This is a genomic window from Parabacteroides sp. AF19-14, from assembly GCF_003635485.1.
GTDB lineage: Bacteria > Bacteroidota > Bacteroidia > Bacteroidales > Tannerellaceae > Parabacteroides > Parabacteroides distasonis.
Genome location: NZ_QTMJ01000012.1, coordinates 72,765 through 96,739 on the forward strand (window position 1 = coordinate 72,765; position 23,975 = coordinate 96,739).

Sequence of the window (23,975 nt, forward strand, 5' to 3'; positions counted from 1 at the left end):
CTCATTTTCCATACCTATCCTATTTAAATCGTCCTAAAATTCTACCGACTTATTCATCATCACATACTACATGCGATATTATATCACAAGAAGCATAATATTCAGCATTCGGATCAAAATCAGAACTATCTTTAATTATTAAATCTTCGTCTATTATCTCGGCATTTAACATGTGGACATCTTTTGCATAAGCAATTAAGTCTTTACATTTAAATTTTTTTGTTTCTATAACAATGTTACCTTTTACAAATATCTTCCTCACAACAACCTTACTCCTTAAAAACAAGACTTCCGATTGCAACTTTTCTATGTCTAATTTTACACCTTCAAATTCTTTCTCTACATTCTCTTTTATACGTCCTTTAATATCAAGAATATTATATCCGAACATAACAGCCAATATCGCCAAAAGGAATGAAAGAATTCCCATAATAAAACCGAGATAATCAAACCCTCCAATTCTAGGATGCTCTTGGCATAGTGCAGTAAAAGCAACAATTATCAATATGATAAGGAATGGATATATTATCCAACGTTCTTTTTTGTTCATTGTATCCAATCTAATATTTCTTATTTACAATATCACATCCGCAACCACATGCAGCTTCACAATCCATTGAAAACAGAACTAGCTTTTTATATTTTAGAATGACAAACATTTAATACTTATCACCATGATCAAAAAAATTATTTCCGTTTACATCCGATACAAATTAGTAAAGATGTTTTTGAAAGATACTTTACATACCGACTTCGACGACGATGCCATATTTATACAGAGCGTTGTAATCTTTATCTTGACTGGCAAATATCGATATGGAAATTTACAAGAATCTGATACTTAGCGACTATTAGCAACCCTGCGTATTTCAAATTCTTTGTTATCTATCGAAGGTAATATAACAGGTACTGAGAATTTAATAACAGTCTGATTATTATTACCTTCTTCTATTTTCTTGGACATTCCTATGTCTATGCCAACATGAGCCAGCACTGCGGATATAGAGCCTTTTCCGGAAACATCCGATTTTTCATTTTGCTCCTCTCCCAGTACTACTTGGAATTCAACCATTTGAACATAATGCACTTTACCTTCAATATTAGCCTTAGGTGTAATCATTTGAACATTTCTTGGGCTTATAATCGCCCCTTTAACACCACATACATCTTGCGCCTCTTTCACCCCTTGCACAATGTCAAGTAGCGTATCCCGAACAAAATCCTTTAGTTCCATAATTAAAAATTTTCAATCATTATTTCCTTGTAAAAGCATAAGTCAACATTAACCAAGAAACTTATCCTTTATTGCCGGGGTTATCATGATCCATCTTTTTCTTTGCGATTAACGATATATTATCATAATCATTCCACAAACACGAAACTACATAAGTATAATTATCATATTCAAATGTCCATACTATTACAGGAACTGCACTAAATTTGAAATAAATAGACTCTTTTGTATATCTTTCTGACTCTAAAAAACCTTTTCCTTTTATCGTTGTGTTAATTAATTTGCGACTTAATAATTGTTTTTCATCAATAGTATTATTATACACTTCAAACGAAATTACAAAAATATCAGAACTGGATCGATTGTAGATCAGAGCCTCAATTTCAGAATTAGAATACACTCTTGTACCAGAATAAATTGTATTTTCATATCCAGAAGACAGATTTATAATTTGATTTAATTCCATTGATTTAGTCTTTGTTATTTGTTTATCTACTTGCTCTATTTTCCCATCTAACTCCTCCATCCGTTTCTTTACAATAACTACATCATCTTTTATCCCCATCCAATTAAAAATTTGCCATCCAATAAGAATCGTTACCAAAAGAGATAATATCGCAACTATCCAACCATAAAAACCATTTGGATCAAATTCCGTAGTACCAATTCTAGCTGTAGAAATAGCTATAGCCGCTATAGATAGCGGTATAGAAACTATACCACATATTGTACAAACCCAGAAGACAAATTTGTATCGATACATCTCCTCGCAATTATTTGTTCAATATTTGTACAATACGTTCTTTCAAATTCAACTTAATTACATCCTCGGTATTAAGCTCCACTTCAACTAATACTTTTGCCTTTTTAGGAACAAAATCAAAATTTGCCTTATCACAATCTGTCTGATCTTGTTTTAGTGAATACAATTTGGCAAAGTCATAATCCAATGCCTCTGAAACATTATACAAAGTGTTTGTATCAATACTCGATCGACCTAAAAGATAATCCACACTCTGAGGCTTAACATCCAATCTTCTAGCAAGTTCTGCTTTTGTGATGTTTTGAGTTTTCATCACATCTGTAATGATCTCACCTATATGTATATCTAAATTCTTCATATATACTAAGTTACATATTCTAATTTTGCAAACAGGGATCTTGTTATCAAAATTTATATGATATACACCTAATATTTTATCATAATTTCTTTGTTATATCAAAATATATCTGTTTATTTGCACCTGTAATAATTAATAGTAGTTGCAAAAATATAAAGTACAACACATATATAATAATGTAAGGAGGCAAAAATGGAAAAATTAAACCTACAAGGTCATGAGACTGGTGCTCGTTCGTTCAGAGAGATCTACTTCTCCATGGACAACACGCCGCCCAAGAAGGCTTTCATCCAAAAGATAGCTACCATTACCAAACGATCTGAATCGGCCGTCAGATGTTGGGTAGCGGGAGTCTACCAACCGGATGCGTTAGCCCAAGAAGTGATAGAAAGAGAACTTGGCATTCCTGCCAGTGAGTTATTCCCAAAGGAGGATAAGGTATGCGCGCAATAGAATTCTATACCACCCCCTCCGGCGAAGTAACTATCAAAGAGCAGGGACAGCCGGAACGCCAACTGAAAGAGTCCGATACGGATTTCATTCAAAGTTTCCTTGAGATTTTGGAAGAGTTCTATCCGGAGGCTTATGCGGCACTCCGCAAGTATTACGCCCGCTACGACGGGAATAAATGCTACCGGGATTTCTTGGCTGTACGTAGGTTTATCAAATGCAACTTCGGGCTGTACGATAACATGATAGACGTGGATGAGAACTGGAATTTCAAATTCGAGTTTGTCGGCTGCCCTCTACGAGGAGAATGTGACGGGTTTAAGAAAATCTGTGAACCGAAGTTCAACAGTACATTATCAGACAGCCAGCTTCGGGTGATGGAGCTTTGCTACTATGGCAAGAAAGACGAAGAGATCGCAGAAACGCTTTTCATCTCGTCCCACACCGTAAAGAACCACCGGAAGAACGTTTTCCGGAAACTCTCAATACACTCCATGGCGGAGTTCATGCGATACGCGAACGAAAAGAATCTATTTAAGGGCGAATAATCATGCCAACCGAAAACACCTATCAAAGCATACCTTCTTTACGAAAGATCGAGATCGAATACCTTGCTTGGCAAATCACAAGGATGCAAGCGGGTATCCGGGAATTTATCGGGCAAAAGGAAGCGCACCTCCGTTTCGGGAGGCAGAACGTGGAAAGATGGGTCTCGGAAGGTAGGCTACAACGTTACAAGCGACCGGGCAAAATCGAGTACAGGCTGGAAAACCTGTATAAGTGCGCCCTGGATCCATACGACTATTAAATGAATCATTAACATAGCAAGGCACCTTGGCAAGGCGTTGCAAAAGGAAGTTTACGATACCCATCCAACTCGCTATTTCACGGACGGTAAACCGCATTGCTAATAAATCATTGACGTATGAAAACAGATTACTGGAAACTCGCCCAAGCGGTGAGGTGGGGATTTTACATCCTTTTCGGAACGCTCGCCATACTTGGAATCGTGGCTATTTGCCTAGGACATTTCCTGCATATCATCACGACGTCCGGATGTGCGGCAATGGCTTACATGATAGCTAAACATTGGTAACTAACATTTAAAAACATAACATCATGTCGAATCTAATTCAGATCAAAGTAGCTGAGTTGAATCAGCTAAACCCGCTCATGATAGCGGAAGATAACAGGGTAGAACAAAAGTTCATCCAAATGTATAACGCGATCTGGGGTACCGCCCAAGGAGCGCAAATCTACGAGAAAGAGAAATTCAACTTCCGGAAGATATTACAAGACAAGCCGGAACTGCAAAGATGCACACCGTTATCCCTCTATGGATGCTTTTTGGATATAGCGGTCAACGGCCTGTCACTTGACCCAACAGGACGGCCGCACTGTTATATTCTTCCCCGTAGCACGAAGACCGGTTATAAGGATAACAACGGTAGCGATATCTACGAACTACGTGCTTATCTCTCCATCACCGGATATGGCGAGTTAGTCATGCGGCAACGTGCCGGACAAGTCCGTTACGTGGATAATCCCGTGGTTTGCTATGAGGGCGATACCTTCTCCCCCGGGTTGATCGACGGCGTAAAGACCGTGACCTACCAAGCGGCATGCCCCCGAAAGTCCAACAAGGTGATAGGTGGTTTCTTACGTATCGTACGCTCCGACGGTACCGTGGACTGGCACTGGATGATGGAAGGCGATATCAAGCGATTGGAAGCGTACAGCTTTAAGAACAACCAGAAATGGAACCCGCAAACCCGGCAGAAAGAAGGGAAGGCCAATGCCCTTTATACCTCTAGCGAAGGAGGTATTGATCCGGGATTCTTGGAAAGCAAGCTTATCAAGCACGCTTTCGACGGATATCCCAAGGTACGCACGGGACAGTTCTCCTCATTCGAGACACAGGAGGAACCGCAAGAGATCGACTACGGACTGGAAGAAACAACCGTTATCCAGCCCAATCAAGCCGGACAGCAACCGCAAGCCCTCCAGCCCCAATCGGAAAATCCTTTACAAGGATTCGGAGAGCAACCGCAAGCGGAACCGGTTCCCGTATCTGGTATAACAGCCCAAATATCACAAGAAGATGAAGAAGCCGGATTTTAAGAGTTCAATATCAACATTCAAAATTTTATCGACATGGATACACAGAATAACAATTTACCTTTCAAGGCTAACGAGGTCATTAGCATCTTACAGACAGCCCCGGATATTCTCGCCCGCAATGAGGCGTCGGTCTCAGCTTGCACGAACGCAGGGAAAACCCTCTTGGACACGATTGAGGGAAATGGAGGTATCGGCACGGACGAGATCGACACTGCGGTACAAGAATACCTTGCGAAGTCAAAGAAGACCGTAGAGAACATGAACAACCGCCGGAAGCCGTTAACCCAAATGCTAACGGCCATATCCAAACGTTTCACGACACTAGAGGGTTCCATAGACGCCAAATCCAAGGGAACCATCCCTTATCTGCTACAGATGGAGCGTAACAAATACGCCGCCAAGAAGCTGGAAGAGCAAAAACGCCGTGAGGAAGAGGCCCGGCAAAAACAGTTGGCGGAGAACGAGAAAGCCCAATACCGGGCCGACATAACGGTCTTGCTTGATACCACGTACGCCGCCTACGTCGAGAAGCATATCAACGCCTTGAACGGGATTTTCAATCGTGCCTCCCTAGCCACGTATGGGGACGTATGCCGGCAGATCACGCAAACAAGCACCGGTTTCTCATGGACGGATTTCGTGAAAAACGTCGTGGATAACAAACAGACATTCTATATGGACGGTGAGACCCGCAAAGCGATCAAGAACGAGATAGCCATCCTAAAGAAAAAAGAATATTCCGATCGATACGCTTTCGAGATCGAGGGACTGAAACAATCCTTGGTCGACCGCCTCCCATCCCTCCGGAAACAACTGGAGGAGCAAGAGGAAATTCGCAAGACCAACGCAATCGAGGCGGCACGGCTGGAGGAGGAGCGCAAACGGAAAGAGGCGGAAGAACGTCAAAAGGCCGAACTGGAACGCAAGCGCAAGGAAGAGGAAGCGAGAGCCAAGGCGGAGGCAGAGAAAGCCACCGCGGAAGTACAGGCGGCCTTCGATTTCAGTGCCGCCAGTATGTCTCCTACCCCTACCAAGGCGAAGATAAAGAAAAAGATCCAAGTCACCAATCCACAAGGATTCATGCAGGTATACCAGATGTGGTTCATGCGTGAGGGTATCAATATGAGCATGGAGGATCTTGAGAAGATCCATAAGAAGATGATCTCCTATTGCGAGAAAACAGCCAATAAGGACGGTGAGCGAATCCAATCCGCATTCGTGAAATATGTCGATGATATAACGGCCAAGTGATATGAGAAAGCTATATCTGTCCTCATGGATAAACTTCGGGAAATACAGGCGTACACCGAGTAACCTAAAAAAGATCCTCGATACGGAAGAGGGCCGCAAATGGTTCCGGTGGCTGATGGATAACACTTACGATTTTGAATTTGACTTCGCAGTCATTGAATACTTAAAACTCAAGGAAGAAGATGCAAGATACGTATTACCTACGGTCTGAGGTCAGCAACTCAGACCTGACAGAACTAAAGAACCTCCTCTATCCCCGTACGCAATACGGGGATAAGGAGAAGGCGTTCAAGTTCGGGAGTCTGGTGGATGCGATGCTGACAGAACCCGAACGGGTAAGATATGACAAACATACGGTAGATGACGTATTGTATTCCGGGGAAGATTGGGAACTGGCACAAGCCATGATCAAGTCACTCCGTATGGAAGCCCGACACGATCCCTTATTGGCGCAAGTGCTTGCTAAAGCGGAGACGCAACGGTTCATGGTAAACAAGGGGCAACGTTTCCAATACGGCAACTTTGAATATACGCTCGACACTCGTTGCAAATGGGACTGGTGGCTTCCCACATTCGGATTCGGCGGAGACTTGAAAACTACCTTCGCCAGTTCCCAGAAACAGTTTGACGAGGCGATTGATTTTTTTGATTGGGATCGTTCCCGTGCCTGGTATATGGATATCGCCGGAAGCCGTCAAGATTTCATCTATGGTATCTCCAAGAAGAACCAAAAAGTGTTCAAGGCTTTCATCAGACGGAACGATCCGAGCTACCGGAAAGGGAAAGAGAAATACGAGGAACTAGCCTTCCGGTGGTGGATGCTAATAAGCTAATAGTATGAAGAGTCTAGTTTTAATCCTAATCGACTGGCTAAAGTGCAGGCTGGCAAAGAAATGCCCTATATGCGGAGCTTCCGTACTCGTAAAGAAATTACAGACGCATACGGGAAATACATTCAACGTATATCATTGCGGCAACTGTGGCAACGATTATATCTTAAAATAAAAATCATGAATCTCAATATCACACCGACAGACAAGATATCCAAGGAACTAGCCGCCATAGATGCCTTCCTGAATATCACAATGAGCGAAGACGTACAAGAAGCTGTCCTACGTGGAAACGACCTTGCCGTCTATATCGCCCGAACCGGGAAGCTGTTAGCGGACGCAAAATATCACCTGAACGTGAAAAAGAAATCGGAAGTATTCGACACATTACGGGAAACCGCTTCACGGGCCGGAGCGACCTCAAAGGCCGTAAACGCTATCATCGACAGCCTGTGCAAGGATGAGCAATACCTAGTCGACTGGTGTGATAGATTGAACCGGACTGCGACCCACCAATTGGAATGGTGTCGCACGATAATTAGCAAGGCGAAAACTGAAATGGCCTTAGCGCCTCAGAGTTATAACAATCCTAAATTTTAAAAGAGCATGGAAGAATTAGTAAAAGAGCAACCCGTGTACGAGATCCAGAAAGTGAAGATCAAGAACAACCAGCTCACGGCGGAGTATACGGAAAAGTTCGTGGAAGCGAACTACAAGAACAACATCCTAAAGGAATCGGAGCAGTTTATCCACCCCGATCTACTGTACGCGTTGAACCGGCTTAAGCCACACGTAGTGAAAATCTGTGAGATGCACGAGGCTACATTGGTCAATGTCGCCAATCCCTCCGACGATGACTTGAACGAGAAGCTAAAGAATATCATCGTCACCGGATACAGCAAAGGCGGTAATGATGAATCAGCCGGCGTATCAATCCAAGCGCAAAAGCTCCTGAAAAGCGGGCAGATCCTTAACCTCTCCGTCCCGTTCACCAAATATGAGGACGAGTCCGGTGACGGGTACCTTTACGGAGCCGAGTTGAAAGAGGCTATCGGTAGATGTAGTTACGAGGTGGACGCTTACCTGTTCGAAGGTAAATATGGCATCAAGCAAGAATCCTTCGATTTCGATACCCCGGAGGAATCGGATATCACGGGCGAGAAGGAAGAGAAGCCTAAGAAACGGGGACGGAAGAAAAAAGAGCAGATCAAGGAGATCGCCGAGGAGGTGAAAGCCTTCGACGAGTTCGCCTAACCAATAATAAAAACAACCGTTATGCAAATCACTTTACAAAACACGGAAAAGGGACAATGCTACGCGGTAAGGTTTGACAGGTACCGCCAGCAGGTCGTTGACAAGCTAAAGACAGCCATCAGCGTCCGCTGGTGGGACAAGTCTACCGGAGCGTGGATGATCCCGGCCAACAATAAGTGCAAGGCGGAGCTAGACCAGCTCACCTATTACGTGAGGCACTTCGAACCCGTCAACTGGGGAGGGAACGAGTCTAAGACCGACGAGGACATAGCCTATCAAATACCGGACATGCCCGAGTTGGACGAGGATCATGGCCTAAAGATACAACCTTACCCCTATCAACTGCAAGGAATCGCACGAGGCTTACAACTAAAACGGTTTATCAATGGGGACGACATGGGACTTGGCAAACAACAACCGGTCAGTAGTTACGTGGCTACTCCAAACAGTTTTAGGAGGATTGGAGAATTACAAATTGGGGACGAGATATTCGGCAGGGACGGAAATGTATATACCGTAAGTGGCGTGTACCCGCAAAAAGAACGCCGCGTGTTCAAAGTGACGTTCTCTGATGGCGTATCCTGTGAATGCGGCCCAGAGCATCTATGGTGTGTCCGGGATGCCAACCGTAGAAGAAAGGGGAAAGGATGGATCACCAAGACAACACAGGAGATCATGGATTCCGGCGTGACCTACAACCTAAAAGGTTTTGGCCATAACCATACAAGACGGAAATGGGAAATCCCAATGTGTGAACCTGTGAAGTACAAGGAGAGATTATACATCATTCATCCTTACATCATGGGGGTACTTTTGGGAGACGGCCACCTTTGCAATGGCAATGGGCGCCTGTCTTTCTCTACACCGGACATGGATACGGCTATTGCCGACAGGGTAAGAAAACTCTTACCTAGCGATATGCTGTTGGTACGGGACGATTACGCCACATGCCCGCGATACAACATCACAAAGAATCCGACAGTCCACGAAAATCGATTTTACCAAGAGATCAAACGACTCAAAGCTGACAAACCAAGTGTAGAGAAATTCATACCATACGAATACATGCACGGATCGGTAGAGCAACGCATCAACCTCTTACGCGGTTTGATGGATACGGATGGATCAGGAAAGAGAAACAGGATCACCTACAGCACCCTTTCCTATGGCATGGCGCGTGACATTGCCCTTTTGGTACGTTCCCTTGGAGGACAGGCGATCATACGCAGATACGATAGGCAAAACGAGGGTAAAGGCGTGGAATTTCAAGTAAACGTGAGGATCAAGGTTTGCCCATTCTATCTTGAACGGAAAGCCGCCGAATGGGACATCAAAAAAACAAACTATTGTTCACGGTATATCTCGTCTATCGAATATATTAGAGAGGAAGATTCCGTATGTATAAGCGTAACCGCTCCGGATCATTTGTATCTGACAAATAATTATATTGTAACGCACAATACACTTGAGAGTATCGCCACAATCAACAAGGCCGGCGCTTTCCCCTGTCTCGTTATCTGCCCCAATACGGTCAAGATCAACTGGCAACGTGAATGGCACAAGTTCACGGACAAGAAAGCCATGGTATTGACCGATTCGGTACGAACCTCATGGCCATTCTTCTGGCAAACGGGCATGAACCATGTGTTCATCGTGAACTACGAGAGCCTACGGAAGTATTTCGTACGCCGAATCAACAAATCGGAGAAATGGACGCTGAAAGACGTAGAGTTCCATAATACGATCAAGTTGTTCAAGAGCGTGATCATTGACGAATCCCATAAGGTAAAATCAACGGCTACCCAACAAAGCAAGTTTTGCAAAGGTATCACCGCCGGGAAAGAGTGGATCATCCTGTTGACCGGTACCCCTGTCGTAAACAAGCCCAACGACCTTATATGCCAACTCGCTATCATGGACCGGATGAACGATCTCGGAGGCTGGAAATATTTCACGAGCCGCTATTGCTCTGGGCCGCACGGGGCCTCGAACTTGAAAGAGCTCAATTTCATGCTCTGGAAGCATTGTTTCTTCCGGAGGGAAAAATCCAAGGTGCTGACTCAATTACCCGACAAGGTACGGCAGATCGTGACCTGCGAGATCACCAACCGCAAGGAATACCAAGACGCCGAGCGTGACTTGGTGGATTATCTGAGACGATACAAGGAGGCCGACGATGAGAAGGTACAAAAATCGCTGAAAGGCGAGGTCATGGTACGAATAGGCATATTGAAGGACATAACGGCCCGGGGTAAGTTGAGAGAGGTGATCGATTTCGTGAAGGATTTTCGGGAGAACGGAAAGAAGATCATCCTCTTCTGTAACCTGCATGAGATCGTAGACCGGCTCCTACAGGCGTTTCCCTCGGCGGTGTGTGTCACCGGACGGCAAGATATGCAACAAAAGCAAGCGGCCATAGACGCTTTCCAACGGAATCCCAAGACGGACGTCATCATCTGCTCCATCAAGGCCGCAGCGGCGGGTATCACGTTGACAGCGTCAAGCAATGTCGCTTTTATCGAGCTACCGTGGACATACGCAGATTGCGACCAAGCCGAGAGCCGGGCACATCGTATCGGCCAAAAGGACTCCGTGAATTGCTATTACCTGCTTGGCCGCAAGACCATCGACCAGAAGCTCTACAGGATCATCGAGGAGAAAAAACATATAAGCAACGCCGTGCTTGGCGCGGAGGACAATATACAAACAAACATCGTCGATATGATGGCCCGGATATTCGACGAGACCGAGGAGGAGGAATAACCATGGCAGAGGAACACATAGGAATCAACCGCTTGAAAGAACGGGAGGACGCTAATAAATATCCACGAAGGAAATGCGTAAGATGTATCCGTTATCCATGCTTCTCCGGACAAGGAATAGGTACGCACGCCATTAATCTCGCCGCTTATGGATGTAAGGATTATAAAAGTCAAACAAGATTAAAGAATATGTCGCACAATGTAAACAAAGGAGGTTCAGATGCTTAAAATATCATTGTTAATAATCGGAATGATCTCGCTAATATTCATTCTCACGTCTGGAATATCGATCCAGTTCAAGCCATTCCATATATCCCTAGCTTATCCATACTTTGGAACAGGGATGGTATTGATAGCCATTGGTTTCGCCTTGTGCTTCGGCTCGGCTTACTATCATGGAATATCAAATCATGAGTTTAAAGATGGTTTCAGTAAAGGATTCAACGCTGGTATTGAATACATTATCGATTGGGCTAAGAATAAAAAAGAAGGCTAAAGATAACATTTTTATAGCGAGAGATAAAGACTAACAAAGAGAATAAATAAAAAGGCAGCGCCTCACAGCGCCACCCCATTACAACCTGCGACAAATATATCAAATAAAGACAACTATGGCAAGTGAGGCATTGAATAAATATATTGAGAAACGTTACGACAGGTGGCTGGATTACGCTAAGTATCACTGCTCACTTGCCGGAATGAGTAGTGAAGCTATTGACGTATTGAACGAGGTAATGTGTATGCTACTTCAAAAGCCTCTGGAACACCTCTCCCGGCTTATGGAAGCCAAGCAAGGTAAATATACCGAACTTGACTGGTATATCCTGCAAATGATAAAGCTGAACGTTACCTCGGACACGTCTCCCTACCGGCATAAATACAAGCCTATCCCGGTAGATGAGAATGTGGATTGGCGAAGACTGAACATTATTGATGAGCCCGATGATAGTATTGACCGTACCGAGTATATCCGGGAACGTATGCAGGATATCCGGGATATGGTCGACCTGTTAGAGTTGTCCGAAAAAGCCAAACGGATCTTCGCTTGGAAATTCTTCGCCGGAGAGTCTTTCGCCGACTGGCCGGGGCCGGAAAGCCGGAAAGAGTTGTACGAAACCTACAAAAGTGTTTTCAATGCGGTGATGGATAAGAAGGAAGGGAGGTTGCTATTATAAACATATCGTGGATTGATTATCGAACTATATCAGTCCACGATATTACGCATACAATTTAAATACACTATCAAAAATGTTGTACAAAACTTTTGAAGCACCAAAATCGTTATGTATTTTTGTCCACAAACAATATGAATATCAACCATGGCACAATTATTATCTCAAATAAGAAAACAAACACTAACAATACTCCTTTCATTGTTTTTAGCACCTTTTGTCCTTATTCTAATCGGAGACATTATTGGTTCAAACATTCCTCTTTATACTTTTGGGCTTAGCTTAAAAGACTTTTTCACTATGTGGACTGCTATTTTTGGAGTATTTGGCATCGTTTATAATATATATCAAAATCAGAGACGGATCTCACAACAAGAAAAACAATTGGATGGACAGTCTAAACAAATTGAATATCAAAATATGCAACTAGAGCTACAAGCCAAGTCTGAGCGTAATTCTAGATTTGCTAAAGGTGTAGAATTATTGGGAAGCAACCAAGAATCTGCCAGAACTGGTGGAGTATACAACCTTATTTTTCTAGCAAAAGAATACCCCAATGAATTTAAAGAGACTGTTTTTAACATTCTATGTTCTCATATAAGATCAATTACAAGTATCAATGATTATAAAAAGGAATTTAATTTGAATCCATCAAATGAAATCCAAACATTGATGTTATTATTATTCAATAGTGACGATAATTTTTTTTCTGATTTAGAAGGTGACTTATCTAATGCATATCTAGCTGGTATAAAACTAACTGGAGCAAACTTATTCAGAGCAAATTTGTCGTATACCAATCTAATTAAAGCAGATCTATCCGAAGTAAATATGTCAGAAGCAGATTTGTCTAGGGCAAATCTTTCTAACGCATTATTAATAAATACAGATATGTCTAGAGCGAACTTACACTACACAGACATATCTAGAGCAGTACTAAGTCAGGCAAAATTGATAGAAGCTGACTTATATAAGGTCATACTGTTTAAGGCGGAAATGTTTGAAGCAAATCTATTAAAAGCGACGTTGGAAAATGCGAATATATCTGAGGCAAATTTAATCGAGACTATCTTCTGTCAAGCAGACCTAACCAATGCAAACCTAACAAAAGCAGACTTGTTTAAGGCTAACTTATCCAAAGCAAAATTAATCAAAGCCAACATGTACCAATCAGATCTATCACAATCAGACCTTACATTCGCAAACCTTAGTTATGCTAACTTGCAATATTCAAAGCTTGATTATTCAAATCTTAAAAAAACGGTCTTACTCAATACAAATTTACGGAATGTTGATCTAAAAAACGTAGATCTATCCGTTACAAATAGAGAACAAGCTATTCTGTAAATCCCCCTTCCAACAGATCTTTAACCCTAAAGTTCATCTACGTTTCTTTATCAACCAAACAATCACATAACCAATACTAACTATCAAGAATCCATATAAGATCCCTATCGCCCACCCTCCTACCTCAATCTTTATTTTCTCCCAACGAGATAGCTCTTTTTCCACAAAGACCGGAACCTCCACCTTACGATCCACGTAGATTTCTTTCGAAGGCAGATATAACGTATCTCTAGGAACTCTCATATTGGCGATCACGTTACCGAGACTATCCAGCTTGAACATGAGTTCCACGTTCTTCGTGTTAGCCATGTCCAGCCAACGAAGGACTACCTTACCGTTCTCATCGCATTCCATCAACGCACGGATAGAGGCGCTATCGGCTGGCATTGGGTAAGGTACCAACTTATCTATGTAGATCGAGTCTATACGATTCTCGATAGCGACAGGTTGAATCTTGGTTCGACACCCAAACAGGGAGAGGATACCTACCATTATTAATACAATGCATCTAGGTTTCATTATTATAAAAATTTGATTGTACCCGTATTTGGATGCCGCCCGGATACGAAAAAGGCGACTAAACCATGATGATGGGATAGCCGCCAAACTCTCCAATAAAATGTAAAGTTATATGCTATTTAGGAGGGTTCTTTTTTCTTAGACTCCTTAAATCCTTATCCAATTCTTTTATACTATTCAAATATTCTTGCTCCTTTTGAGCCTCTTTATATAAAGCATACTCGTTCTTTGCCTTTTTCTTAGCCAGTTCTTTTGATATTTTACCTAAATCAGTCAAGATGCTCTTACGGTTCATCGTTAAGATAATATTAAGGTTGTCTTCCCAATCTTTCATCCTCATCGGTATATGGTTGATAGCTTGGGCCTCTGCGAAAGATAGGTATTGCTCGACTATTAATTTCAAGTTGTCAAGCTCATCTTTCGTTAAGTAGTTCTTACCGATATTAATATCTGAAGACTTAACAATACCTTCTTTCTCCGTAGAGGTAAGTCCCATCATCGGTAACTTTGCGTTCGCCCTATAATAAATCAATTCCGCTGCTGTTTTTCCACTTACCGCCCAAAGAAGCTTGTTTTGTACGGACGCAAAGAAATCAAGTGTTGTCTGGTCATTTTTATCGTAATCTATACTTAACATATAGATATCCTTGATTTGCTGGTAAAACACTCTTTCGGATATACGTATCGACCGAATTCGATCTAACAGTTCCTTGAAATAAGTCAACGACTGGCCTTTTATGAATCTATTATCATCAAGAACATAACCTTTTACCAAGTATTCACGAAGTGTTTTTGTAGCCCAAATACGAAACTGGGTCGCACGTTTACTGTTAACTCTGTAACCGACGGCTATGACCATATCAAGATTGTAGAACGTCACTTCCTTCGTTTGAGTTTTCCCGTCAATAGCTCCATGCTCAGTGGTTATTGCATTTTTTGCAACAACCACTTTTTCTTCAAGCTCACCATCTTCAAAGATATTTTTAATATGCCTGCTTATTGTCGATACACTAACATCAAACAATTCGGACATTCCTTTTTGAGTCATCCAAATAGTTTCGTTAATGGCATCTATTTGCACTTTCACATCACCACTATCTGTATTAAAGATGACTATTTCACCTAAGTTTTTATTTTCTTCCATAACATATAACTTTCACATCACAAATGTAAAAATTATTTGTTATTGGCTATCCCATCCTGTCAAAGAACCCATTGTTAAAACCCTAATTCATCGGATATCATAACAAGCTCCACCCCGTTATCACATCCGACATATCAGCCTCTCTCCCATTCTCCACCTTGCTCATCCCGGCCACAATCCGGATCATTTGCTCACGATCGTTGATGTTGATCGGATCATCGGCAGGGATACCGGCATAATCAGATACGGCCTTAATGTAAGCGTTCGTATTATTCTCGTTTTCCGGCGCCCATCTTCCTATTATCTTGCGGATCGTATCCAGCTTATAGTTCCGGTAATAGTTAGACAGGATCTTGAAGATCGCCCTATACCCGTATGCCATCGATTTAAATTGCTTGAACTCTTTGTCTGAGCTTGTCTTCTCGCCTTGGAAGACATCGCTATTCCTTCTGATGTTCCCGGGGTTGTTGTTACGTAATCCCCGAGGTAAATTGTTATTTCTCATTCCTTATCCTCCCTCATTAATAACCGTTCTGCGGCTCACGATCGCCGCATTTCTTTTTCTCGCACCTCTTTAAAGCCAGTTCTAGCTTCACGTCCGAATAACTCTCCTTCAAGGTGAAAAGCTCGTCCTGCACCTGCCGGAGCCGTCCGGTCTGCTCAACGAACCGTTCCTCCTTCTCAGACAACTGCTTTTGCAAGAACTCGTTATACTCACGCAGGGCCTTGAACTCCTCCACGTCAGCTTGAGCATCCGCTATACGTGCGTTCGTCTTACGGTTCGCCCACGCACGGATGCCCCATTTTATCCCCTCAACCCCGCCCATCGCGCCGATTATCGCCAATATCGTATTCAAATCAACTCCCATAACTCGTTTTCTTTTAATATATACGGGGGCTTTTATTTGCCCGCCCCCGATAAGGCCTATAATATTTTCTATCTATTCTCCAACTCTTCCACCCTCTTCTCAAGTGCCTTGACCTTGGCGTAAAGCTCCTTGATCCCGTTGATCCCGAAGGCGGTCAGCATCTGGATATAATCGACTCCGTAATAGGAATCCCCGTTATCCGGTGTTATGAGTTGTACCGCCTCCGGAAGAACCTCTCGGACGGCTTGCGCCGACACGCCGATGCGAAGGAGCTTGTCCTCGTCCTCCTTCATCGTGTAGTAGAACGCGGAGATACCCTCCAGCTTATCCAGCACGTCCGGGATATCGAAGAAGACGCTCTTCAGGCGGATATCGGACGAGGTCAAGCCTTGGTAATTGGTGATATACACATGGGCCGTGCTCGCGGCGTCCTTGTTGATATACAGGTTGGCTATATTCCCGGGACTGTTCCAGCCATAGATACCGTTGCCGTTATCGATCCGTACCCCCAAGAACGGGTATCTCCCGCCCGGGGCGTTAAACACGACCCCCGTGCCCTCCCTGTACAACACTTTCTCTACCCCCATGTCGTAAAAATAGGGACCGAATCCCTCGAAGAACACACCGCCCCACGAGCTACGGTTTCCGAACTTCCCGGCGAACTGCGTGGTCTTCCCGATGGTCAGCATTCTCGGGAACGTTATCTGGGTACGATCCGCAACGGAAGTATCCACGTTCAGGTTCCCGTTCGTGATGGTGAAGTTTCCGATCCTTGCCAAGTTTGCAAAGATCTCCTCCACGTCAATCTCCGAGGCTGCTATCTTCCGTGCCATCAGCAAATCGGTCGCCACGCTGGAGAAGTTCGCCCCGAAGGTGTCCCAATAGGCGGTATTGGTCGGATGTTTCCCCTTGAAGGTAGGCTCGTTATCATCCACCTTAGCCACATAATACGAGCGGGTGCCATCGCTATTCTTGATCGATACGATATCGGTAATCTTGGAGCTGGCGTTATAGGTAGCGCTTGAGTCGTAATCGCCACGGTAGGTGCAGCGGGGGCCACGATCGCCACGGGGACCGGGATCGCCGTCTTTCCCGTCCTCGCCATCCGTGCCGTCTATCCCGTCCTTTCCCGGTTTGCCTTCCTCTCCCTTGATCTTGGATACGCTCCATGCGCTCCATACCCCGTTTCTCTTGGCGCTGGTGGCCATCCAGATCGTGTCCGTACTTTGGGTGTCGCTCCACTGGGTATTGGTATTAGGATGACCGTTTGGGGCCGACGGGTTCGCTACGGATGAGAACTCCACGTCGAAATCGGCCGTGTCCGTCATTTGCCTCGGGGTCGTCCACGCCGCTTGCTGTGGATCCTTCCCGTCTGACGAGAAGATCCGGGTGGAGGCCCACAAGATAGCCTCACCGGACGGGATTCCGTCGCTCCATCCCTCCGTGGTCGGTAACGGGGAGGCGTACGAGCCGCCAACGGGGACGGCGGGCGTGGCGTTCGTGCGGATGAACACCGTGTTCTTGAAACTGTTCGAGCCTTTCGCCACGAGTTTTTTCCAGTGCCTCGTGTCATCGGGGGTTATTCCGGGCGTGGTTTGGGATATACACTTATACACGTTACCATCGTAAGATACCTTGTCGCCGGGGTAATAGACGGACTTATCGGAGTAAGCGCCCCGATCCACCTCCGGATAATCGATCTCGCCGGAGGGCGATTGGTAGATACTGCCTTTCAACACGAGACCGTCTCGCTGGTCGTATGAGAGGAAAGCGTTGTCATCGCCGATCCGGAACGCCTTGGAGAGCATGTCCCAATATTGCGTGCCGTCCATGTTAATGATCTTGTTCAGCCGCATCCATCCCGGGCCTATCTCGCTGAAGCCGTAAAGAGTGGAGAAACTGCGCTGGCCATCCACCTCTGTACTCAAGGCTCCGCAAAGGAGGTTGTAATACGAGCCGTCATCCAAGTCCCTCGGCTCCTTGCTCAACAAGAACGTGCCCGCCGATCCCGACTTGGCGCAGCGGGCGTACAGGTACATGGCCTCCGTGTCATCCCCCAGATAGGGAGACGTATAGGCCGCCATGTTCCAGTACTTATACTCGGTCACCTTGTGGGAGGGGGCGAGAGAGTCTATACCCAACGTCATGTGCTGCAAGATCCCGGAGGGGGTGGCAAGCGTACGTCTCTGCCCGTCATACGTGAAGGCGTGATCCACCTCGGTGACCGTCTGCCCGTCCGCAGTGGGAATACGGTTGACGAAACGGAACTGCAACGACTCATGCCCCACCAATACCGACATGGTGCGAAGCCATGACATCGCCTGCCCCTTGCCGTAATCCTTGAAGGCCCGTTCAAGCATCCCCTGCATCTCCACCGCGTCACGCCAACGGCGAAGGGTGAACGATACGGCCTGCTTGTGCCGTGTCTCGTTCGCCACCTCCTCGCTCTCCAGCTTTCCCAGCTCATCGGACAGGAAACCGCCTACTGGTGTGTTGGATAGCTCAAGCTCCGGACTGTGGGGCCTATTGATGTAATCCCTCACCCCGGTGATCCGGATCAGGATACCGTCCGGCTGGAACTGGGGATCGCTGAAATCGACATAACCGCCGGGTACCAGCTTGGCGCCGATCGCCAACCAATTCCTCTTGGCCCATATGCCGTCCAGTTCTCCGCTGAACGCGAATTGCCGCTCCTCACGCTCGTACAGGTAGCGTACCGCCTCCCGGAACATGTCCCAGCTCGCCCCGGTCTTGGTGGCGTTGTCGCATACGTAGGCGGCGGGAAGGGATATGTTGAAAACGGCGTACTTGTCGCCGACCTCCGGATACAGGGAGGCGTTCGGCAGCGTCATGCCATCCTGCTCGGACGAGACGATCTCGAATTTACGACCGTCATGCACGTACTTCACGTCGAACTCACGGCCCGCAAGACGGCCTGTCTGGAAGATCACGGTCATGGTCTGGCCGGCGATCAGGCAATCCTCGAAATTGAGGTTGGCGGGAACCGATGAGTCATAGAAGTTGTAGAACGTGACATCGTTCCCGTCCGTGTCCTCGCCCGGCTCCGTGTCGGTCTCGCTCACCGTGCCGACCCGGGATGGATATATATCGCTGGCGTCGTAGCTGTCCTCATTATAAGAGGCAAGGGGCCTGTCCGCGCGAGTGACATACATCCCATCCGGATCGGTCTTGTACCGTCGGCCTTGGTACTCCAGCTCCTGTGACTTGGGTAACAACAATGTCTGGCTTCCATAGGCCGAGTAATCGATATTCCGCTCGCCGCCTTGCACGTAAAGGATCTCAACGGGGAGGTTGTCGCCTTGGTTCGCACGACCTACACCGGGAAGGAAACCGTTTCCCTTGCCATAGCTGAGAGCGACCGGTGCGTCCTTGAAGTACTCCACCTTGCGCAAGTGAACTGTCTTTCCGGCGATCTCCAGCTCGGTATCGAACTCCTGCGTGAGCCGTCCAAGGACAGCCCAGCATTTCTCGTGGTTGAACGACAGCAGTTTCTCCGGGGCCTCGATCACCGTACCGACCGTCCAGCCGGAATCATAAAGATTCAAGTTGTCCACCAGCAGCTCCATGAACATCCTCGGCGTGGCCGTCATGACGAACTTGAGCTTGTACGGCTTGTCGGACAACAGCTTGTACTTATATTTTTTCAGGATCTCCTCGTTACCGCCGAAGGTGACGGTATAGTCGAGGACCCTCGTGCCCTCCTTCTTGAAATCCGAAGGGTACCACAGCGTGTACCTTTCCCCCTGGTACTCGATATACGCCCCGGTGGGCAGCTCCACGTGATCCACTAGGGAGTAACGCAGCTCCACCTTCTTCGCTTGCGCTATCGCCCGGTAACGATAGCTGTCATCGTCCACCGGGATGTCAAGCAATACCTCGCCCGTCTTGTCGTAGATACGCATCTCGAACGGTATTTAAAGGGTGTTCGAGACGCTTTCGGGCATACCCAGCAAGGCACGTACCCTCGTCTTACAATCGCTTCTGTAACGCTCCAGCTCCGCGAACTCCGCCTCGAACTCGGCCATCCTTGCCGTATCCGAACCTAATTTATTGAGGGTGATCGCCTCCACCCTGTCAGCGGAATATCTCGCACGTACGAGCCCGGACACGAACCGCTCGTACGTGGCATCCGCAGCCTCTATCAGCGTGCCGCCATCCTCGCACGTGCCGGTATAGGCGTAAGCCACGCGGGGCTCCGGTTCCGGTTCGCCCCCGTGGCCCTCCGGAACGTGGTTCTCCAAGACCTCCTCGTTCAGGTATAGCAGGTAATGGTTGTCATCGTATTTTACGAATGTCTTTCTCTCCGTGTAAATCGCTCTTGTCTCCATATATTTAAATGTTTTTTAGCCGACCCGGGAGGATCGGCCAAGAGCGATCCCTACGGGTCAAGTGAACCTGAAAAATTTCTTACCGAACTTGTTGGTGAGCACCTTTATCACGGTATCCACCGGCAAGTCCTCGTGAGAGAAGTCCGTGAGCGCCTGATCAATCAAGACGGCGGAACCGGTGAAAGCGTAACGCTCCTCGCCTTTCCATCGGAAACGTATGGCGAGGCACTTCTTTGGCGTGCCGTCCTCGTTTTTCTCGATCTTGCTATCCTCGATTTTATAATCAATCAACTCTATGAGTTTATCATCCTCCAGCCCTCGTTTATCCTCCGGTATCCGGGTATCATAAAGTATATCCTCGAATCTCATTTTCCGGTCGGCCGGGAGATCCTCCCACGGACTTTTTTTATTCCTTATCACCTGTCCCAGTCTTTTCCTTGGTGTTTCCATTCCTAATTTATTTAATAGATTACTCGTATCAGCGTGTTGGATGAAGCCTATACGGGAAGAGGCCCTCTTCCTTATCTCCTCGTCCGGCAAACCCTTCTTTCTCAATCTAGCTATCTGGCGGCAGAGAGCCACCTTGTTACGTTTCCGGACACGGACGTGATCCGGGAAATGCACGTATCCCCCCGTATCGACACCGTCCGTCACGTGCCCGATCTTCCATCTCGGGTTAAGACCGATCCTAAGCTCGTTAGCGTAATAAAGACCGATCCACTCGATGACAAGGTGCAAAAATACGGTGTCCTCATGCAGTATCAAGACATCATCGGCGAGACGGTAACAGAAGTCCAGACGGTTCAGATATCCCTTGAACCTGTCCGAGAGATATTGAATCCCTTTGGATAACTCCTCATAATCATGTTCTGTTTTGGCCGTTGCGATACTTTCCTCGATATACCTTTTCGTGTAGTACTCAACCAAAGCCGGGCATTCCCCGACATGGAAGCACCGCTTCAAATCGTGATCGAAAAGATAAAGATAGACAAGCGAGAAGAACTGCGCCAGCTTCGTGCCGGGAAACATACCGGTATCCCCCTCGACGCTGTCAATGATCTCATCAAGCCTTCGCAATAAATGATTATCCTTGATACGTGTCCTGAGCTGGCTTTTCAGTACCGGGTGATTGACGGTCGGATAGAAGTGGTGGATATCGCACAGGAGATAGTCGGTGGTACGTTCCGGATATTTTCTTAAGACCTTCCGGATCATCCTCATGTAGGCGTGGGGACCGCGTCCTCTCACCCCTCCGTAGGTATACGCGGAGAAGGATCTCGTAAAATAATCCTCCACCTCATTGAGCATCGCCCAGTGCTGGACATGATCCGGAAAAGGGAGCATCCCGATAAGACGTTTTTTCGGCTCATGGACGGTCATGAAACGATACGGGGAGGTTACGAACGTCCCGTTTTCAAAAGAGTATAGGAGATCGGAAAGGTTCTTTTCCAAGTCCGCCTCGAACTTTGTTATGGCCTTTTTGCCATGCTTGTTCTTGCTGGCATGATCAAAAGCCTTGTAATAGTTTTCTTTCCGGGCTATATCCCCGGAAAAGTCACCTTTTCTCCTCATGGTGTCCCAAGTGTCTTTTAGTGTCCAGTGTCTGCAATCGCCATCAGGTCATGAGCCGTCGGTTTATCAACCTACCGGGACTATACCCTTAGCCTTGATTTTTTGTCCAGTGACAGGGTCTCTCCTCCACTTCTTCTTACTGAATAAATCAGCGGCGTATCCTAGGGGCGACGACCAGTTCACGTTAGCGTTCGAGACCGCATTGTTACCATTGAGGTACGCTAAGCCAGCATTAGCACCGTTGTTCGCATGACCACGACGGAACGGACAGCGAAGGCCGGAACAGGACGTCAGAGAAGACAACCCGCCCAATCAATAGGCGGAACAAAGGTAATATTTAATTTTTCAAGTGCGACCGCCTTACGGCGGGAAAAATAAAACAGGAACGGAAACAACATGTCAAAGAACTAAGATGCGGCACTTACGTGCCTTGGGTGCTCGGGCGCTTCGCACCCTGATGGACACAATGGACACCCGAACACAATGAACGCTAGTACTGCACGGGCACGGGGCTTACGTCCTCTGCAAAATAGCAGAGGGGCGACGACCAGTACACGCTAGCGTGCGAGACCGCATTGTCACCATAGAGGCACGCTAAGCCAGCATAAGCACCGTTGCTCGCATGACCACGACGGAACGGACAGCGAAGGCCGGAAATAGCGTTGTCGTTATACCAACCGTCGCAATAATAGGTGCTGGAGCTGCCGGAGGCGACAGTCGGGGCGGAGCATAGGTTCTGCATACTGAGCTCAGTGATATATTTCCAGCCACTGGGATCGTTCTTAGGAACCCTCGCCGCCTTTATCAGGCCCTCGATCGAGTTGATGTTGAAAGCCGAGTAAAGGGACGGGGCTACATAATAATCTCCGCTACCGTCGGACAGCTTGTTTATCAAGGAGCCACGCTCGATCAGACCGATATGCCCGTAGAAGTTCTTCAAGCCTAGGAAGCAAGGGACGTGCGCTTGGTGGACGGTACCACCGTCCGAGCCCTTCACGGCGTAGTCGCTCACGCCGACTGAGTCCCCCAACTCGATCCCTACGCTCGTCGGAATAATCGGATAACCACCGTTATGGCTCGACCAAGGATCCCAAGACCACTCGGTAACACCTTTACCGGTACCGCCCTGATATAGGCCATTGGAGTCCTTTACCGGGTTCAACGCGGACTGACAATCACGGGTACCCATGATAAGGCGGTAGAGATAACCGACGACGCTGTTCGCGACGAACCAGCCGGATTCCCAGCCCTCACCCTTCTTGCGGGCGGCCGTGCCGAAAGCCGCGGCGTTCATGTTCGTGGCAACCATGCCTAGCTGCGTGTTGTGCTTCCCGTCCCTCGTCGCGTCGTTGTTCCCGCCACGATAACGGGGATCGTCGCTGACGACGGAGACCAACGTGCCGCTCGTACGATCCATGACGCCGGCTCCCAAGGCCGACGTACCCCCGGCCGGGATATAATAGTTCAAATGACCCTCGATCGGGGTCGGGCTCACGGCCTCGTAATAATAGGTGGAGTCTACCCACCAAGAGTAGTAGTGGGCGTTCCAGCACCACAGGTAATCGCCCATCGTGCCGTCCAAGGCGGCGGGACTGCCGTCGGCGAAACGATGGTGGTTCGTCGGGTCAAGCTTACGCCGGCTACGGTCAACGGACACGAGGTAGCAGCCCAGACCGATCACGGAGGGAAGATCCCGCAGGAAATCGATATTACCGTAGGACTCGCCGACTGGCGTGCCCTGACCACGTTTCCAGCGACGGATAGCGATGTGCTTGTTCACGATCGATACCGCATCGGCGAAAGGGATCCTCACTGACTCGCCCGTTTCCTTGGACACTCCCTCGATCAAATACTTGGAGGGCTGGTTCGTGTCGGCCAAGGGCAGCTGGTCGATTGTCTTGCCGTTATCGAAGGCCGTGATGATAGCGCGTACCTTCTCCTCCTCTGCTGTTGTTAATGACATGATTCTGTATATTAAAA

29 protein-coding genes are annotated in these 23,975 nt (G+C 46.8%); 16 read left to right on the forward strand and 13 right to left on the reverse strand.

Translation table 11 applies throughout. The features are described 5' to 3' along the window. Nucleotides 1–49: 49 nt before the first annotated feature. The 4 genes from DWX33_RS13170 to DWX33_RS13185 all read right to left on the reverse strand — a co-directional run bounded on the left by DWX33_RS13170 (nucleotide 50) and on the right by DWX33_RS13185 (nucleotide 2,355). The gene (locus tag DWX33_RS13170; RefSeq protein WP_122369117.1) at nucleotides 50–550 is read right to left on the reverse strand and encodes a hypothetical protein; all 501 of its coding nucleotides are present in this window, start codon (nucleotides 548–550) and stop codon (nucleotides 50–52) included. A 291-nt stretch (nucleotides 551–841) separates the two neighbouring features. After that, on the reverse strand, nucleotides 842–1,234 hold the full coding sequence (locus DWX33_RS13175) for a hypothetical protein (RefSeq protein WP_122369118.1): 393 nt from the start codon (nucleotides 1,232–1,234) through the stop codon (nucleotides 842–844). A 61-nt stretch (nucleotides 1,235–1,295) separates the two neighbouring features. Further along, nucleotides 1,296–1,997 carry a hypothetical protein gene (locus DWX33_RS13180; protein WP_122369119.1) on the reverse strand — a complete coding sequence of 234 codons (702 nt, stop codon included), beginning with the start codon at nucleotides 1,995–1,997 and terminating at the stop codon, nucleotides 1,296–1,298. A 10-nt stretch (nucleotides 1,998–2,007) separates the two neighbouring features. Beyond that, nucleotides 2,008–2,355 (reverse strand): helix-turn-helix transcriptional regulator, encoded by a 348-nt coding sequence (locus tag DWX33_RS13185; RefSeq protein WP_122369120.1) that lies wholly within the window; start codon nucleotides 2,353–2,355, stop codon nucleotides 2,008–2,010. Between the two features lie 192 nt (nucleotides 2,356–2,547). Here DWX33_RS13185 and DWX33_RS13190 point away from each other — a divergent pair, with 192 nt between their 5' ends. The 16 genes from DWX33_RS13190 (at nucleotide 2,548) to DWX33_RS13260 (ending at nucleotide 13,542) form a co-directional block, all read left to right on the forward strand. Next, nucleotides 2,548–2,808, forward strand: coding sequence for a hypothetical protein (locus DWX33_RS13190; protein WP_008780397.1), 261 nt, complete (start codon nucleotides 2,548–2,550; stop codon nucleotides 2,806–2,808). After that, nucleotides 2,796–3,353 (forward strand): helix-turn-helix transcriptional regulator, encoded by a 558-nt coding sequence (locus DWX33_RS13195; RefSeq protein WP_057316516.1) that lies wholly within the window; start codon nucleotides 2,796–2,798, stop codon nucleotides 3,351–3,353. Before DWX33_RS13190 ends, DWX33_RS13195 begins: the two co-directional genes overlap by 13 nt. A 2-nt stretch (nucleotides 3,354–3,355) precedes the next feature. Further along, on the forward strand, nucleotides 3,356–3,613 hold the full coding sequence (locus DWX33_RS13200; protein ID WP_057316518.1) for a hypothetical protein: 258 nt from the start codon (nucleotides 3,356–3,358) through the stop codon (nucleotides 3,611–3,613). Between the two features lie 117 nt (nucleotides 3,614–3,730). Next, on the forward strand, nucleotides 3,731–3,901 hold the full coding sequence (locus DWX33_RS22390; RefSeq protein WP_008780394.1) for a hypothetical protein: 171 nt from the start codon (nucleotides 3,731–3,733) through the stop codon (nucleotides 3,899–3,901). Nucleotides 3,902–3,924: 23 nt separating this feature from the next. Further along, entirely contained in the window at nucleotides 3,925–4,926 is a 1,002-nt protein-coding gene (locus DWX33_RS13205; RefSeq protein ID WP_057328716.1) for a recombinase RecT, read from the forward strand. A gap of 33 nt (nucleotides 4,927–4,959) precedes the next feature. Further along, entirely contained in the window at nucleotides 4,960–6,177 is a 1,218-nt protein-coding gene (locus DWX33_RS13210; protein ID WP_057316520.1) for a hypothetical protein, read from the forward strand. A 1-nt stretch (nucleotide 6,178) separates the two neighbouring features. Further along, nucleotides 6,179–6,388, forward strand: coding sequence for a hypothetical protein (locus DWX33_RS13215; RefSeq protein WP_057328718.1), 210 nt, complete (start codon nucleotides 6,179–6,181; stop codon nucleotides 6,386–6,388). After that, nucleotides 6,360–7,010: a PD-(D/E)XK nuclease-like domain-containing protein gene (locus DWX33_RS13220; protein WP_122369121.1), complete on the forward strand. Its 651-nt coding sequence runs from the start codon at nucleotides 6,360–6,362 to the stop codon at nucleotides 7,008–7,010. The genes DWX33_RS13215 and DWX33_RS13220 overlap by 29 nt, the downstream gene beginning before the upstream one ends. 4 nt (nucleotides 7,011–7,014) lie before the next feature. Beyond that, nucleotides 7,015–7,182, forward strand: coding sequence for a hypothetical protein (locus tag DWX33_RS22395; protein WP_154395621.1), 168 nt, complete (start codon nucleotides 7,015–7,017; stop codon nucleotides 7,180–7,182). Nucleotides 7,183–7,187: 5 nt separating this feature from the next. Then, a complete protein-coding gene (locus tag DWX33_RS13225; protein WP_122369180.1) occupies nucleotides 7,188–7,607 on the forward strand; it encodes a hypothetical protein in 420 nt (139 codons plus the stop codon). A 6-nt stretch (nucleotides 7,608–7,613) separates the two neighbouring features. Then, on the forward strand, nucleotides 7,614–8,261 hold the full coding sequence (locus DWX33_RS13230) for a hypothetical protein (protein ID WP_008780389.1): 648 nt from the start codon (nucleotides 7,614–7,616) through the stop codon (nucleotides 8,259–8,261). A 1,065-nt stretch (nucleotides 8,262–9,326) separates the two neighbouring features. After that, complete coding sequence (locus DWX33_RS22585; protein WP_334311982.1) at nucleotides 9,327–11,024, forward strand: SNF2-related protein; 1,698 nt, start codon at nucleotides 9,327–9,329, stop codon at nucleotides 11,022–11,024. A gap of 2 nt (nucleotides 11,025–11,026) precedes the next feature. After that, nucleotides 11,027–11,251: a hypothetical protein gene (locus DWX33_RS13245; protein WP_057316523.1), complete on the forward strand. Its 225-nt coding sequence runs from the start codon at nucleotides 11,027–11,029 to the stop codon at nucleotides 11,249–11,251. Nucleotides 11,252–11,273: 22 nt separating this feature from the next. Next, nucleotides 11,274–11,519, forward strand: a complete 246-nt coding sequence (locus DWX33_RS13250) for a hypothetical protein (RefSeq protein WP_229040517.1) — start codon at nucleotides 11,274–11,276, stop codon at nucleotides 11,517–11,519. A 115-nt stretch (nucleotides 11,520–11,634) separates the two neighbouring features. Then, a complete protein-coding gene (locus tag DWX33_RS22590) occupies nucleotides 11,635–12,198 on the forward strand; it encodes a hypothetical protein (protein ID WP_172718864.1) in 564 nt (187 codons plus the stop codon). 144 nt (nucleotides 12,199–12,342) lie between these two features. After that, nucleotides 12,343–13,542: a pentapeptide repeat-containing protein gene (locus DWX33_RS13260; protein ID WP_122369122.1), complete on the forward strand. Its 1,200-nt coding sequence runs from the start codon at nucleotides 12,343–12,345 to the stop codon at nucleotides 13,540–13,542. Nucleotides 13,543–13,575: 33 nt separating this feature from the next. Here DWX33_RS13260 and DWX33_RS13265 read toward each other — a convergent pair whose 3' ends face one another. From DWX33_RS13265 to DWX33_RS13300, 9 genes are all read right to left on the reverse strand, one after another. After that, nucleotides 13,576–14,061, reverse strand: coding sequence for a hypothetical protein (locus tag DWX33_RS13265; protein ID WP_122369123.1), 486 nt, complete (start codon nucleotides 14,059–14,061; stop codon nucleotides 13,576–13,578). Nucleotides 14,062–14,176: 115 nt separating this feature from the next. Continuing rightward, nucleotides 14,177–15,205 (reverse strand): RhuM family protein, encoded by a 1,029-nt coding sequence (rhuM, locus tag DWX33_RS13270; RefSeq protein WP_022192591.1) that lies wholly within the window; start codon nucleotides 15,203–15,205, stop codon nucleotides 14,177–14,179. 97 nt (nucleotides 15,206–15,302) lie between these two features. Beyond that, nucleotides 15,303–15,710 carry a structural protein P5 gene (locus DWX33_RS13275; protein ID WP_122369124.1) on the reverse strand — a complete coding sequence of 136 codons (408 nt, stop codon included), beginning with the start codon at nucleotides 15,708–15,710 and terminating at the stop codon, nucleotides 15,303–15,305. 16 nt (nucleotides 15,711–15,726) lie between these two features. Then, the gene (locus DWX33_RS13280; RefSeq protein ID WP_122369125.1) at nucleotides 15,727–16,074 is read right to left on the reverse strand and encodes a hypothetical protein; all 348 of its coding nucleotides are present in this window, start codon (nucleotides 16,072–16,074) and stop codon (nucleotides 15,727–15,729) included. Between the two features lie 68 nt (nucleotides 16,075–16,142). Further along, a complete protein-coding gene (locus DWX33_RS13285; RefSeq protein ID WP_122380535.1) occupies nucleotides 16,143–19,997 on the reverse strand; it encodes a tail fiber domain-containing protein in 3,855 nt (1,284 codons plus the stop codon). A 12-nt stretch (nucleotides 19,998–20,009) separates the two neighbouring features. Then, nucleotides 20,010–20,423, reverse strand: coding sequence for a hypothetical protein (locus DWX33_RS13290; protein WP_121963019.1), 414 nt, complete (start codon nucleotides 20,421–20,423; stop codon nucleotides 20,010–20,012). 57 nt (nucleotides 20,424–20,480) lie between these two features. Then, nucleotides 20,481–21,995 (reverse strand): hypothetical protein, encoded by a 1,515-nt coding sequence (locus tag DWX33_RS13295; protein ID WP_122369127.1) that lies wholly within the window; start codon nucleotides 21,993–21,995, stop codon nucleotides 20,481–20,483. Nucleotides 21,996–22,061: 66 nt separating this feature from the next. Beyond that, nucleotides 22,062–22,298 (reverse strand): hypothetical protein, encoded by a 237-nt coding sequence (locus DWX33_RS22310; protein ID WP_128617008.1) that lies wholly within the window; start codon nucleotides 22,296–22,298, stop codon nucleotides 22,062–22,064. 187 nt (nucleotides 22,299–22,485) lie between these two features. After that, entirely contained in the window at nucleotides 22,486–23,958 is a 1,473-nt protein-coding gene (locus DWX33_RS13300) for a hypothetical protein (RefSeq protein WP_233570183.1), read from the reverse strand. Nucleotides 23,959–23,975: the final 17 nt, after the last annotated feature.